The following is a 14,446-nucleotide window of genomic DNA, read 5'->3' as shown; positions in this document are numbered from 1 at the left end:
CCGCGGACGATTTGGTCTGTCAGCCGGCCGTGGCGCCGCGCTTGCCGCCAACCAGGCCGAGCGCCAGCGCCGTCCCCACCAGGATGATGCCAGCGCCAATCAGGATGGACGCGGTGATCGCCTCGTCCAGAAACCAGGCGCCCCAGACCACGCCGAAGACCGGCACCAGGAAAGTGACGCTGACCGCGCCGGTCGGCCCCACATTGGCGATCAGCCGGAAGAAGATGATGTACGCCGCGCCGGTGCAGACAACGGCCAGCAGGATGGTGGCGCCCCACGCTCCGGCTGAAACTGGCACCTGCGGCCAAGTGGCCAGCGCCAGCGGCAGCAGCACCAGGCTGGCGGCGAGCATGCTGCCGGTGGCGTTGGACAGCGCGTCCACCCCGGTCAGGAAACGCTTGGTCCAGTTGGCCGCGATGCCGTAGAAGATCGGCGCCGATACCGCCGCCACTACGGCGAGGCCGGTGCCGCCGGCCTGGAAGTCGAGCTTGTCCCACACCAGCACCACGATGCCCAGCAGACCGATCGCCAGGCCCAGCGAGCGCGACCATGGCAGTCGATCCTTCAGCCACAACCGGCCGACCGCCGCGCCCCATACCGGCGTGACCGCATTGGCCACGGACAGGAACCCCGCGCCGAGCGATTGGGCGGCATAAGCGTAGAGCAGGAACGGCAGCGCGGCATTGAAGATGCCCACCACCAGAATAGCTTTCCAGTGCCTGCCGATGATCGGCAGCTTGCCGCGCCACAGCGCGGCCGGCAGCAGGAACAGGGCCGCCAAGCCGACGCGGAGTTCGATCAGCGCGACCGGCCCGAATTCACCCACGGCCAGGCGCATGAACAGGAAAGAGCCGCCCCAGACGGCAGCGAGGAGCAGAAGGTCCAGCAGGTCGCGACGACGCATGATCGGTAGAGAATCAGGATTGAGCCCGGGTGGTGGCCAGGTTTTTCATCTTGACCCGATGCGCGAGTACCGCACAGGTCAGGCACAGGACGATACACAGCGCCAGCCCCGTGCGCACTCCGTTTAGTATCGTGCCGTGCGAAATCAGGATGCCCACCACCGCGGTGCCCAGTGCGCTGCCGATGGCGCGGGTGGTCTGCACCAGGGCGGAGGCCACGCCCACGTCACGGCGCTCGCTCAGCATCTGCATGAACAGCGTCAGGTTGGGCAGCAGGAAGCCCAGCGCACAGCCGTTGACGAAGAACGCGGCCAGGATCCACCAGGCCGAGGTGCCCGGCGAAATCAGCAGCACCATCAGCGTGCCCACTGCCAGTAGGCCGGCGCCGAACACCATCAGGCGCTGCGGTTCCGTCTGCCGGGGAAACAGGCGGCCATTGATGATGCTGCCCACCGAGATCGCAGCCACCAGCGGGGTCAGCAGCAGGCCGGCCTCGCTCGGGGTATAGCCCAGCACCTGCTGCAACAGCAGGGGGCTGTAGAAGATCAGCACGAACATCACGGCGCCGACGGTCATGGCGGCCAGGTTCAGCAGCTGCGGTTCGCGACTGGCCAGCACGCGCAGGGGAAAAATCGGCGAGGCGACGCGGCGCTCGATCGGGATCAGCAGGGCGATGGCGCCGAGGCCAATCACTGCCAGCGCCAAGCCCATGATCGGATGTGCATGCTCGCCCCGGGCGAAGCCCAGTTCCAGCGCCGCGAGCGGCGCGCCCACAGCCAGCACCAACAGGATGGCACCAATCCAGTCGATGCGCCGTTCCCCCGTGTGCACCGGCTTAATGCGCGGGAAATACTTGGCCAGCAGGAACAGGGCGACCGCGGCCGCGATGGGCGAAATGAAAAATGCGGCGCGCCAGCCCAGCGCCTGGGTAGCGGTGCCGCCGAGCACCGGGCCGATGCCGCTCGCCATGGCAAAGGCGGCCGAGACCAGCGCCATCCACTTCACCCGTTGTTTGGCATCCGGGAACAGGTCGGCCGGGGCCGCGAAGGCAGTGGCGATCATCATGCCGCCGCCGATGCCTTGTAATGTGCGAAAGAGGATCAGTTGCCCCATGGTCTGGGACAAGCCGCAGGCGATCGAACCCAGCGCGATGATCAGCACGGAAACCAGCATCAGTGGCTTGCGGCCGAACATGTCGCCCAGGCGGCCGAAGATCATGATGGATGCGGCGGTGGCAAGCAGGTAGCCCGTGCCGACCCAGGCATACAGGGCCATGCCGTTCAGGGCCTCGGCCACGCGTGGCAGGGTGGTGCTGATGATGGTGGAGTCGAAGGCCGCCAGCACGACGGTGGCGGCCACCCCGGCCATGCCCATCAGCAGGTCGCGGCGGGAGTGGGCGGGCTCCGAAGTGGGCGTTGGGGGGAGCGGGGCGGTCATGCCGCCTAGGATATCACCGGCGCCCCTGGGTTTTTACTTATAGAACGCGTGGTAGCTCCAGAACACGGCGATCACCAGCACGACCAGCGCCCAGGACCAGCGGGAGTTGGACAGGCCGCGCGGTTCGGGCTCGGGCGGTGGCGGGGGCGGCGCCAGCCGCGGCTGGGCTGCCATGTGATCGATGAAGGCGGTAAAGAACTTCTCGATGATTTTTTCGCCTGCCTTCAGCACCAGCCCTTCGCCGCATTCGGCGAGCTTGCCGCCAGTCATCCCGGCCACCGTGTACGCGATCCGAGTGCCCTGGTCCTTGGTCGACAGATTGACCTGGGCGGTGCCGATAGCCAGGCAGGCGGCGCGGCCCTTGCCTTCGAACACCAGGGTGCAACTGTTGGGGGGATCGACGTCCGAAAGCAGGATCTCGCCCTCGTAGTCAGTGTCCAGCCCGGCGATCTTGGCTCGCAGCGTGACGGCGTACTCGGTGGGGCTACGCTGCGTGACGTTGACGCAACCGGGGATGCAACGTTGCAGCACCGCCGGATCGGTCAATGCATCCCAAGTCTGGTGCTGGATTGAAGGAATCCACTGAGCATCGGCTATGCGCATGGTTGTCTCCTTGTCAGGCGTCGTTATGGATTCATTGTGGACTCAAACCGAGGAAACGCCAAGGTGTCAACGCAGGCAGCACTGCCTTAAATCGCAAGGTTGATGATTTTTCCCTGCATTTCTTCCGTTCGTGAAAAACAGCTTGATCTAATAATCTTCTGCGACCTTTTCAAGTAAAGGCGTCAAAAATGGCAATACTAGCGAAGGGGGAAATATTTGGAGATAATGGAAATGATTATTTTCGTGCCCCCGATTTTTGTGGTCGGCATTTTCTCACGCCTGGTGCAGCGCATGAGAAAGCGTCGCATTTGCGTGGTTGTGCTGTGTGCGCGTGTGTCTGCCGGGAAACGGGAGACGCTGCGGGTGGACGGCAGGCTGGACGCCGTTGGAGGCAATCACAGCTGGCTATCACCGCAATTCCTTGATGATGCCAGTAGATGTTGATGTGCTAGCGGGGTACACTATGCCCCGCTCGCCGACCGCCGCATTTCCATTCGCAGGCAAGGCCATTAGCAGGTAAGGGCGAGTCGCGTTAATTATGCTATGCGCTGCTTGCTCCAATTCGAAGAACGCCGAATGGAAGCACGCGTGGGCCTCTCTATCGGGTCGTCACGCCTCTTTATTAGTACTCAGGGCACAGATTAATGAATGGTTTGTATAGTGATATAGCGAGTAGTTTATCGAGAACCGAGGTGTGGATACGCTTGGGATTTTCGGATACTGCCTCCAAGTACCGTCGAAGTATCCTTGGTCCGCTTTGGATAACGCTCGGAATGGCTATAACCATTACCGGCCTCGGTGTGTTTTGGTCGTTGATTTGGAAAGTAGATCTTTCGGTATTCTTTCCTTATCTGACTGCCGGTATCTTGATATGGAACTTCCTTGTTTCGACTATGGTTGAGGGGGCGGTCTGTTTTGTGCAACAGGCGCCGGTTATCCGCGCAGCTCCGTTGCCTTTGTTTATTCACCCATTGCGCTTGGCGGTGAAGCTGGTTATTACGTTAGCTCATAATAGCTTGGTGTATGTCGGTGTTGCGCTTATATTCAAGACGCCGGTTGATCTTGCTACGTTTCTAGTGTTGCCAGGGCTCGCGCTGCTGTTTCTGTTTGCGGTGGCTACTGCCCTGCTCCTGGGGATTATCGGGGCGCGCTTCCGGGATTTCACTCCGATTGTTGAGGCAGTCATGCCTTTGATCTTTTTCCTGACGCCGGTGCTGTGGTTCCAATCGACCCTCGGGCCTCGTGCGTTCATTGCCGAGCTAAACCCATTTACACACTTTATCGCCGTGGTGCGCGAGCCTTTGCTTGGGCACATGCCGACCGTCGTGAATTATTCGGTCGTTATCGGGTTGACCTCGTTTGTATGGGTGGTGGCATTGGTTATCTTTTCCCGCTGCCGCAAGAAAATATCTCTGTGGATATGAAATGGCGTCTATTTCTCTTCAGAACGTATCGTTGGAGTTTCCTATATTCTCAGCCCGAGCCACGTCGCTGAGGCATCAAATCTTGCGGCTGGGAACCGGCGGTTTGATTGGCGCGAATACCAGTGGTCATCGAGTTGTTTCTGCGCTGACGGACATTAGCCTTTCGATCACCGATGGGGCAAGAATAGGCCTGATTGGGCACAATGGCTCAGGTAAAAGTACTCTTATGCGCCTTATTTCGGGGATTTATCACCCGACGCGAGGGACATCGAGTATCGAGGGCCGAGTGTCCACCATCTTTGAGCTTGGCGTGGGTGCTGACCCCGATCTGTCCGGAATGGAAAATATCTACCGAATCGGGGCGATGATGGGAATGTCGCAGGAACATATTCGCGACTTGGTGCCTCAAGTAACCGAATTTACGGAATTGGGCGACTTTATCGATTTGCCGGTAAGAACTTATTCTGCTGGTATGTCCATGCGCTTGTACTTCGCAATGGCTTTGTTTTCCGATCCTGAAGTTCTACTGATCGATGAAGTATTTGGTGCAGGGGATGCTGCTTTTCAATCTCGGGCAGAAGCAAGGTTGGAAAAGCAGATATTCGATTCACATATTTTCATGTTTGCATCCCATTCCCCGGATTTGGTTAAGCGGTTTTGTGATAAATGTGTTCTTATGTCGCACGGGAAGATGGTTTTCTTTGGCGATACGGCAGATGCTTTGATTGAATATCAACGTCTTCAGGTGGCGTAAGAATTATGAAAATACTTAGAGTCGTTGGCGCCCGGCCTCAGTTCATGCAGGTTCCCGTTTTGAGGCACGCGTTGCTAGCCCGTGGCCATCAACATGTACTTTTACATACCGGCCAACATTACGATGAAGGTATGAGTACGGTATTTTTCCGTGAATTAGGTATTCCCGAGCCCGACATAAATCTGGCCGTGGCCGGTCTATCGCATGCAGCGATGACTGGCCGCATGATGGAAGGCATCGAGCGGGCGATATTGACGGAACGACCAGACGTTGTGCTAGTGGATGGCGATACCAACTCCACGATGGCTGCCGCTTTGGCCGCGTCGAAGGTGCACGTGCCCGTGGTACACGTTGAGGCAGGATTGCGGGATTTTGATCGTCGACGGCCGGAAGAGATCAATCGTATAGTGACCGACCACATTGCGGTACTGAATTGCGCCCCTATCCCCAGAGCTCTGGAGAATCTGGAGCGCGAGGGTCTTGTGGGCCGGTCGCGGTTGGTAGGCGATGTCCTGCTTGATTGTTACGTCCGCAATTGGCCTCAGCGTAGTAAGCGGATCCGGGATAAGCTGGGTCTGCAACCGGGGCAGTACCATGTGTCGACTCTTCATCGTCCAGAGAACACCGATCCGGAGAACGCCGACCGTTTTGCCGACATCATCTCTTGCATGGCCGCGCTGGACAAACCCGTGATTCTCCCTGTCCATCCGCGTACGCGAGCCGTTTTGCGCGCCTATCAGGACGGCGGCGGCACGCTGGGTAACATACAGTGCATCGACCCGATCACTTATTTCGAGATGCTGGGATTGCTCGAACAGGCGGATATGGTTATTACCGATTCGGGCGGTTTGCCACGTGAAGCTGTATGGAGCGGATGTCGCTGTGTGATGCTCTTCCGGCAAGATACTTGGCATGATTTGCTGGAACGCGAATGGGCCACCATCGGTAAAACCGATAAAGCTTCGATAGAAGCGGCTTTTCACAATGCGACGCGACCGCCAGTCGATGCTGTAAGAGAGTTCTTTGGAGGTGGTATGGCGGCAGTGCGAATCGTAGAGGCCATTGATAAACTTTAAGATAAAGGACCGCTATTGTGATGATTTCCGAGAAGGCGAAAATTGGCAAAAATGTCGCGTTTGGCGCAAATGTCCGCGTTTACGATAATGTCGTGATCGGTGATAACGCAGTAATTGGTGATTTTTGCATTTTGGGGCACCCGGCCGGAGGTGATTACAAAGGTAAAGCACTGATCCTCGGTGAAGGGGCGATTATTCGTTCCCATTCGATCCTGTACGAGGGTAGTGAGTTTGGGCCCGATTTACGGGTGGGGCACTCCACCTTGATCCGCGAAGGCCTAGTGGCTGGTTGCAATCTGCAGGTTGGCAGCTTTAACGACTTAGAGGGTGAAGCAAGAATCGGTGATTGGGTTCGATTCCACAGTAACGTACATATTGGTCGCGGCGCGGACATCGGCGATTTGGTCTGGATTTTTCCATATGTCGTGTTGACAAACGATCCGATCCCTCCCTCGGGCCTTAAGGAAGGCGTCACGCTTGGTGCAGGGTCGGTGGTATGTACCAGCGCAGTGGTCTTGCCAGGGGCAAATGTTGGGGCAGGCGCGTTTGTCGCCGCGATGGCAAGAGCTCGCGGCGACATACCGGCAGGAGCGCTCGTCGTTGGTGGAGAGGGGAAGGTAATCGGCAGCATTAAGAAGCTAAAACACCGTCCCTCCGGCAAACAGCATCCTTGGATGAATCACTTCGCTGCGGCTTATCCGGAAGAGGCGCAGGCACGCATCAAAGCGCTGCATCAGGAGGTAGAGGCGGCAATTTTGGTGCTGGAAGATAGCTTGGCCCAAGCCGAGTCGACTAAACTTCGACCCGCATGAGTATGTGAGATGAATTCCAAAGAAAAGAAAATCATGATGATCGACCGAAATTTTATGGTCGATCGACGTATTGTGCTCGAAGCCAAGCTTTTGCGTAAGACGGGGCAAAAAGTTGCTTTGTTGGCGACATATAACACGCACGGCTCCAACGAACGAAATATTGATGGCTTGCCCATACTGCGGTTTCCCGAACTAGACGTAGATCTGACCGCGGCGATCCCCGATGTCCGCGTCTTCGACGATATTGAGACATGGATGCCACCGTTACCTCAAGGGGTGACGGAAACAGAAGCTACGACTCGTGATCGCCTTGCTCGTGAAAAAGCTGCATCCAGCGAGGCGAGATTCAGAAGGGTATTTCCCGTTCTACGCCGATATTTTGGTCGAGCTATCGGTGGGGGGCTGGCAGCGTTATCGGCACCGAATTTCTCGATGGGCGTTGTGGCGCGCTCCAAGTTGCCAGCGCTGATCAGACGCCCGGCAGTTGCCCTGCTCGCATTATTAGCGGGGAAATTCTCGACTGCCTCACAGTTAGTGACTCCTGTCCGAGAACTTCCTGATCAGACAGCTCTCATTGCCCCACTGAATTCGACTTTGAAGGAGTACTTTTCCGCTGAGCCATTGGACATGTGGGAGCACTTCGTCATTCAATTTGCGTTAGCAATTGATGTTATTGACGTGGTTCACGTGCATGATCTGCCGGCACTCAGAGTGGGAGTGGTTGTGGCGCAGACCAGGAAGATACCTCTTATATATGATGCTCACGAGCTCTATAGTTATCAACCTGGGGTCGAAGGCGAAAGAAAAGATCGACTGTTTAATACAGAGCACCGCCTGATAGGGTATTGCGATGAGGTGGTGGTCATCAATTCGGACCAGGCAGCAGTCATGGCGAAGGATCATGACTACCACCGTTTCACTCCGCTAACCAATGCGACCGAACAGCCGGAAGGATTTGATATCACTCGGCGGTATTCTAAGGTACGGGATAAAATAGCATTGCCGGATGATGCCAAAGTCATGCTGTTTATGGGTGGTATAAACCGGGGTCGAAAAATTCACTTTTTGCTCGAAGGCATTGCCAAAGCAAAGAATCCGGTGCACATCGTTTTTCTCACGTGGGGTATGGAAATTCCGGAGTTTGAGGAAATGGCAAAAGAGTTGGGGATAGGCGATCGAGTCCACTTTCTCCCTCCGATTCCCTGGAATGAAATCGTCTATTGGGCAGCTTCGGTCGATATCGGTGTGATGCCCTACCAAGCGGAAGATCTCAATACGACAATTTCGTCGCCCAATAAAATGTACGAATTCATCGCTGCGGGTACTGCAATGATCGGTTCGAGCGAATTGACAAACGTGGAACGAGTGGTGGGCAAAGAGGGGTTCGGCGTGTTAGTACCGTTTCATGTTGCAGAGGATTATGCACGTGCGATCGATATCGCACTTGACCCCCAGCTTGGGGGAGTAGAACGATTCCGCCCCGCATTGATAAAAAATGCTCACAAGTACCTCTGGGATGCAGAGGCTCAGGCCTTCGCGGCCATGTATAACCGCGTACTCAGTGCGCGACGGGATATTTCCACGGTGAAATAATGGAAAATTTGAACGAATACTTTAAAAATGATCCCTTTTCGCCGTACTACAATCTGAATGGACTAGAGACGGTAATTCTAACGACGGACATTGATTGGGCACCGGATTATGCAACTGCGGCGGTGCTTGAGTTGGTTGCAGAGGCGGGCTTCAACATTACGGCGTTTGCCACGCACGATAGTCCGCTTCTTAAGGCGTCGAGCGAGTTTGTCGAAATCGGTCTGCATCCGGATAATACCCGCCCTCATCCGGAATTCCGGTTCTCTCGAAAAATACTTGAGCTGAAAGAAATTTTTCCTGATTCGGTAGGTTTGCGCTGCCACCGGAATTTCTTTGGGCAAAATATAAGTGACCTTGCGAAAACGGCAGGTCTTTCTTACGATATCAGTACGTTTCTTTGGGGGCAGCCATTCGCGCAATGCTATTACGACTACAATGGCCTGGTTCGTATGGCATACGTCTGGGAGGACGGTATCCACGTTGATATAAACAAACCACTGGAACTCGAGCATGTCAAGTTGGATCAACCAGGTTTGAAAATCCTGAATGTTCATCCCATGCTCATATATTTGAATGCTCCCAATGATAAATTGCGTCGTGATTTGACTCGCGGGGTCGCGGACCTCACTTCTGTACCTGAAAGTCACTTCTCCCACGCAATTTACAGCGGTTATGGCCTCAAGAGCTTTTATCGGGATCTTCTGGCCGAGTTGAAACGTCGAGGCGTTCAGACCTTGATGGCGAAGGATGTCGCGGCCTTGAAGAAAATGGGGGCATGATATGTGCGGAGTATTTGGATTCATTTCGCACGCGCCGGTTGGCGACGCCGAGAGCATACTAAGTCGTGGAATTGCGATGCAGCGGCATCGTGGCCCTGACGGTGAGGGTGCCTGGATCTCTCAAGATCGACGAGTTGGGCTGGCGCATGTCCGGTTGTCCATTATCGATCTGTCTACTGAGGCGGCACAGCCGATGACAGATCCCGATTCCGGTATGGTAATCACCTACAACGGGGAAATATATAACTACATCGAACTCAGAAAAGAGTTGGGTGGAGACTTCCGCACGACTTCGGATACTGAGGTGGTGTTGCGTGCTTATTTGCGCTGGGGGGCAGACTGCGTTAAGAAATTGCGTGGTATGTTTGCTTTCGTGATTTGGGATCCGAAATGCAACGCGGCTTTTTTTGCGCGAGATCGTTTTGGTATAAAGCCGCTGTATTGGACGAAGCAAGGTGAGCGAGTGTATTTTGCTTCGGAAATGAAAGCACTCACACCATTTATGGCTACTCGAACAGTATGTGCGTCGGCGCTGTCGGAATATTTTTCATTTCAATTTACCTTAAGTGGCGCAACGCTGCTTGAGGGCGTGCATGAGGTCCCCGCTGCTCATTGTGGCTGGATGCCGCAAGACGGTAGCCTGCAGATTGAACGGTATTGGGAGGTGCATTACGAGCTCGATGCCTATCATACTGAAGCATATTTTGTTGAGCGGCTGAGAGAATTGATGGCAGAATCTATCGATTTACATATGCGGGCCGACGTGGAGGTCGGGGCTTATGTGAGCGGTGGAATTGACTCTAGCCTGTTAGCGATCCTCGGACGTGAGGCGCGCCCCACAGGGCCATTCAAAATATTCAACGGACGCTTCTCTGAAAATCAGGCCTTTGACGAGTCTAGGTATGCACAGATCGTGGCTGATGAAAATAGCATGAACTGCTATTTTCAGGATATGACGCAAGATGATTTTGTCGATAATATCCAGGATGTTATTTATCACCTGGATGGGCCTGTCGCCGGACCAGGGTCTTTTCCGCAATACATGGTATCGCGTTTGGCTGCGTCTAAGGTAAAGGTGGTTTTGGGGGGGCAGGGTGGGGATGAGATTTTTGGGGGCTATGCACGCTACCTAGTAGCGTACTTTGAACAGTGCATCAAAGGGGCGATTGACGGGACACTTAATAACGGAAAGTATGTGGTTACTTATGAGTCTATCATTCCTAATTTGGTTACACTTAAAGAGTACAAGCCAATGCTCCAGGAGTTTTGGTCCGGCGGTCTGTTCAGCCCTCGTGATGAGCGCTACTTCAGATTAATCAATCGGGCGAACACATTGAATGGAGTGGTGGCCGCAGAAGCAATTGCAGCGGAACCGGTAATGCGCGCCTTCAAAGAAATTTTTTGGGGCGACAATGTCGGTGCGGAAGCTTATTTCGACCGTATGACTCACTTCGATTTCAAAACGCTATTGCCGGCCCTGCTCAGAGTCGAAGATCGAATGAGTATGGCGCATGGAGTGGAGTCGCGGGTTCCTTTCCTGGATCATCCGTTAGTGGAATTCGCTGCAACGATCCCGGCAAATATCAAGTTTGCAAGTGGCGAGCTTAAGCGCTTATTGCGCGTGGCCTTCTCACAGCGTCTTCCCAGTGCGGTGAGGGAACGTAAGGATAAGATGGGCTTTCCAGTGCCGTTGAATCACTGGATGAAGGCGGGTGGACGCACTACTGAATTCGTGTGCGATATGCTCGGATCTGCCAAAGCGCGTAGCCGAGACTACCTCACTCCGGGAGTGAACCTGATAGATCAAACTTCCAAGCAAGGCGCCTATAATCGAAATATGTGGGCGTTCCTATCGTTAGAGTTGTGGCACCAGCAATTTATTGATGCGTCCCCGGCTGATAGATTGGCCGCTTAATAACCGCCGCTCGCATATTTGCGGAGATGCGGGCGGTGTTGGCAAATTTTCGTACAGTTATTGCAATGCGTGGTGGTGGCTCAACGGATTAGAGAGTTCAGAATAGCGGCATTTAATTTTTCATATACTTGCAATAGCTTATTTTCTTGCTCGCCCCAGTGATATTGTTCGCGGCAACGGCGCATTGCTTGTTCGCAGGACGCTAGAGCCTGCCGATCAATATGCTGGAGTGCATTGTTGATGGCATTTTCTTGGTCGTCGGGAACTATCCAGCCTATGGCATGATCGGTGACCATTCGTCGCAGTTCAGGTAGATCGGAAACTACTACAGGCAGACTGGCCATTATGTATTCGAACAGCTTATTGGGCAGGCAATAGAAGTACGACAGGCAGAGATTTTCGATCAGGCACAGTCCGACATCTGCCGAGGCGGTATAGGAGGGCAGGTCATCCGGTGACACCGCCGGGTGATAATAAATGTTCGCGGACGCCGCCGCGGCCTGGGCGATAGAGCCCGCCAGGGGGCCGTAACCCATGAATACCACGACTCGCTTGTCGTCAGGCATCCTCTTGAATGCGTCGATGATAGGTTCGATACCGCGTCCGGGCGCCAGTCCCCCCTGATAGAGGAAAATAATGGCATCCTTGGCAATGCCTAGGGTCGAACGGAAAATATCTGCTTTGGGCGGGGGCGCGAGGGGCGGACAGTTCAGTACCAGCGCCGGTTTCGCAATCCCGTACATGCGAACGTATTCTTCGGCAATGGATTCGCTAACCGTCATGGTGGCGTCGGCATGCCGGATCCAGAAGCGCTCCATCATGCTCTTGACGCGTATCTTCCAGCGCGGTTCATTGGCGACGTCATTGATCTCGAATTCGTGCGCATCGTAAACGACACGTGTGCGCTTGCGGCCGAGCATGCGAGCGACGGCGCCGGCGGGCAACGTGGGCAGGTCATTGCAGTGGACGATGGCCGCCTTGCGAGCCAGCAGAAAGGCCCGCCACAGCCATTCGAAATACTTGAAGAGCTGCACCGGCAGCACTTTAGGCCAGCCGCGGCTCAACAGGCGCACGCGTCGGACGTCGATGCCATGCACGGTTTCACGCTCCGGCAGACCCAATTCATGCAGGGCAACCACAAATGGCTCGTAGCCGGCACGCTTGAGTGATTGTGCTTCCTTGAGCACGCGGCTATCGTTGGTGAAGGGGTTGAGCACCAACAGTGCGACGGTCTTGTTCATCAAATATACGGCGCTCACGCCCGAACATTCATGACGTGCATCCAGCGCTGGAAGTTGATCCAGCGCCAGGTCTGCCAGCCGAAGGGTTTGCGGCCAGCAATGACCGCATCGAATTCAGCGACCAACTGCGTCCTGTCTAGAAAGGTCGCGCCTGTATTCTCAGAGAGCCAGCCGCGGATCTGGGGAGCGAGCGCCCGCAGCCATTCGAGCTCGGGGGTTTCGAAGCCGATCTTGTCCTTGCGATCCAGAATGGCGTCCGGGACAATACCCCGCATGGCCGCGCGGAGAATGTGCTTGGTCTCTCCGCCGGCGGAAATAAGATGATTTTCTGGCAGCCCCAGCAGAAAATCAGCCATGTCGGTGGTCAGGAAAGGCACTCGGCTTTCGATCGAAAATCGCATCGAGTTCCGATCGCCGTGGCGTAGCAGCCAGCCTAGTCCGCGCCGCGTCAGGGACTGTGCCAGCTCACCCATGAGGCGGCGTCCGCGCGCTGGCGACGGCCAACCGTCCCGGGGAAACTGGGTGACGACACCGGCTTCGATGCACTGATCGACATCCAGCCAGGCAGGCGCCGATTTGCGGCCGCTGGCATTGCGCGCGCGATGATAGAGCGCATCGGGCAGCATGAGCGCGACGGTTTCCTGCAGGATGGCCCGGCTGGACGGCCGGCCGGGCCATTGCCGCTGACGGCCAAGGAATGCCCAGGCTTCGGTCAGCCGGCCTTCCTGCAACAGACTCACGATACGGTGTGCGGGATAGCCGTGGTAGCCTGCCAGGAGTTCATCCGCACCCTGGCCCTCCAGCGCCACGGTGATGCCGTTTTCCTTGGCGAGTTTGAAGACCCGGTATTGTGCGTAGATGCTGGTGCTGCCGAAGGGCTCACCCTGGGCACGGATCATATCGTCCAGATCCGCCGCCAGTTCGTTCGGTTCGACCACGACCTTGTGGCCGTGGGCGCCCACCTGGGCGTTGACGAGATCTACCCATTTCTCTTCAGATTTCTGCGATCCCCTGGCAATGAAACTGAAGGTGTGGATGGGCAGGTCCGGCTCGATGTGCCGCATGGCGCAGACGATGGCGGAGGAATCCACACCGCCCGACAGCGCCGCTCCCAATGGAACATCGCTGCGCAGGTGCAGCCGTACGTTCTGCAGGAAGCGTTCGCGCAGCTGGACGGCGGCGTCGGCCACGCTGATCTTCTCGCGGGTCTGGATGGACGGAGTCCACCAGACGGCAGGTGCCGACAGCGCCCCCGTCTGGGGAGACAGGGTCAGGATGCTGCCGGCTGGAACATGTCTGATACCATCGACGAAGGTGCGCGCGCCATGGTCGTAGCGGCCGTGCACGAGATAGTCATAGGCGGACTGCCAATCAAGCCGCGGTTCCTCGGGCGTCAACGCCAGAATGGCGGGAAGCTCCGATCCGAAGACCAGTTGGCCATCCGTATAGCGGTAGAAAAGCGGCTTGATGCCAAATGCATCACGGACCAGGCTGAGCGACCCATCCTTCGTGTCCAGGATCGCGAATGCGAACATGCCTTTGAAGCGGGTCAGGCAGCACGGGCCCCAGTGTATCCAGGCGGTCAGCAGGACTTCGGTATCGCTGTCCGATTGGAAGTGGTGACCCGCCTGGCGCAACTCCTGGCGCAGTTCATTGTAGTTGTAGATCTCGCCGTTGTAGACCAATATATAGCGGCCATCGGACGAGCGCATGGGCTGATGTCCGCCGGCGCTGAGATCGATGATGGAAAGCCGCGTCTGGCCCAATGCGGTTTCCCCCCACCGCGCATGCGCGGATTCCACGCCATGGTCATTCGGCCCACGGTGCTTGAGAGCGAGGATGCCCCGCTCGATCCGCGAAGGCAGATCGGGCAATGGCGTTCGCCACCAGCCGCCGAGAATGCCGCACAT

General features: G+C 56.3%; 12 protein-coding genes. 7 read left to right on the top strand and 5 right to left on the bottom strand.

Annotation, left to right across the window (positions count from 1 at the left end; all coding sequences use genetic code 11):
• Positions 1-19: 19 nt before the first annotated feature.
• From AC6CR5_RS19405 to AC6CR5_RS19395, 3 genes are all read right to left on the bottom strand, one after another.
• Positions 20-904 (bottom strand): DMT family transporter, encoded by an 885-nt coding sequence (locus tag AC6CR5_RS19405; protein WP_498084837.1) that lies wholly within the window; start codon positions 902-904, stop codon positions 20-22.
• 13 nt (positions 905-917) lie between these two features.
• A complete protein-coding gene (locus AC6CR5_RS19400; protein ID WP_498085751.1) occupies positions 918-2,276 on the bottom strand; it encodes an MFS transporter in 1,359 nt (452 codons plus the stop codon).
• A 96-nt stretch (positions 2,277-2,372) separates the two neighbouring features.
• On the bottom strand, positions 2,373-2,942 hold the full coding sequence (locus tag AC6CR5_RS19395; protein ID WP_498084836.1) for an SRPBCC family protein: 570 nt from the start codon (positions 2,940-2,942) through the stop codon (positions 2,373-2,375).
• A gap of 644 nt (positions 2,943-3,586) precedes the next feature.
• On the opposite strand from AC6CR5_RS19395, the gene AC6CR5_RS19390 reads away from it, so the two are divergent.
• Genes AC6CR5_RS19390 through asnB (AC6CR5_RS19360) form a run of 7 tightly spaced genes read left to right on the top strand, consistent with a single transcriptional unit; the run spans position 3,587 to position 11,295 of the window.
• Entirely contained in the window at positions 3,587-4,366 is a 780-nt protein-coding gene (locus tag AC6CR5_RS19390) for an ABC transporter permease (protein WP_498084835.1), read from the top strand.
• A 1-nt stretch (position 4,367) separates the two neighbouring features.
• A complete protein-coding gene (locus AC6CR5_RS19385; RefSeq protein WP_498084834.1) occupies positions 4,368-5,120 on the top strand; it encodes an ABC transporter ATP-binding protein in 753 nt (250 codons plus the stop codon).
• A gap of 5 nt (positions 5,121-5,125) precedes the next feature.
• A complete protein-coding gene (gene wecB, locus AC6CR5_RS19380; protein ID WP_498084833.1) occupies positions 5,126-6,196 on the top strand; it encodes a non-hydrolyzing UDP-N-acetylglucosamine 2-epimerase in 1,071 nt (356 codons plus the stop codon).
• Positions 6,197-6,216: 20 nt separating this feature from the next.
• The gene (locus AC6CR5_RS19375) at positions 6,217-7,008 is read left to right on the top strand and encodes an N-acetyltransferase (protein ID WP_498084832.1); all 792 of its coding nucleotides are present in this window, start codon (positions 6,217-6,219) and stop codon (positions 7,006-7,008) included.
• A 9-nt stretch (positions 7,009-7,017) separates the two neighbouring features.
• A complete protein-coding gene (locus tag AC6CR5_RS19370; RefSeq protein ID WP_498084831.1) occupies positions 7,018-8,601 on the top strand; it encodes a glycosyltransferase family 4 protein in 1,584 nt (527 codons plus the stop codon).
• Complete coding sequence (locus tag AC6CR5_RS19365; RefSeq protein WP_498084830.1) at positions 8,601-9,380, top strand: polysaccharide deacetylase WbmS family protein; 780 nt, start codon at positions 8,601-8,603, stop codon at positions 9,378-9,380. The genes AC6CR5_RS19370 and AC6CR5_RS19365 overlap by 1 nt, the downstream gene beginning before the upstream one ends.
• A gap of 1 nt (position 9,381) precedes the next feature.
• Positions 9,382-11,295 carry an asparagine synthase (glutamine-hydrolyzing) gene (gene asnB / locus AC6CR5_RS19360; RefSeq protein WP_498084829.1) on the top strand — a complete coding sequence of 638 codons (1,914 nt, stop codon included), beginning with the start codon at positions 9,382-9,384 and terminating at the stop codon, positions 11,293-11,295.
• Positions 11,296-11,375: 80 nt separating this feature from the next.
• Here asnB (AC6CR5_RS19360) and AC6CR5_RS19355 read toward each other — a convergent pair whose 3' ends face one another.
• Positions 11,376-12,536 (bottom strand): glycosyltransferase family 4 protein, encoded by a 1,161-nt coding sequence (locus AC6CR5_RS19355; RefSeq protein WP_498084828.1) that lies wholly within the window; start codon positions 12,534-12,536, stop codon positions 11,376-11,378.
• A gap of 14 nt (positions 12,537-12,550) precedes the next feature.
• Positions 12,551-14,446, bottom strand: a complete 1,896-nt coding sequence (gene asnB / locus AC6CR5_RS19350; protein ID WP_498084827.1) for an asparagine synthase (glutamine-hydrolyzing) — start codon at positions 14,444-14,446, stop codon at positions 12,551-12,553.

It is taken from the genome of Achromobacter sp. EG18 (assembly GCF_059759395.1).
This window is presented reverse-complemented; position numbering and strand designations above follow the sequence as displayed.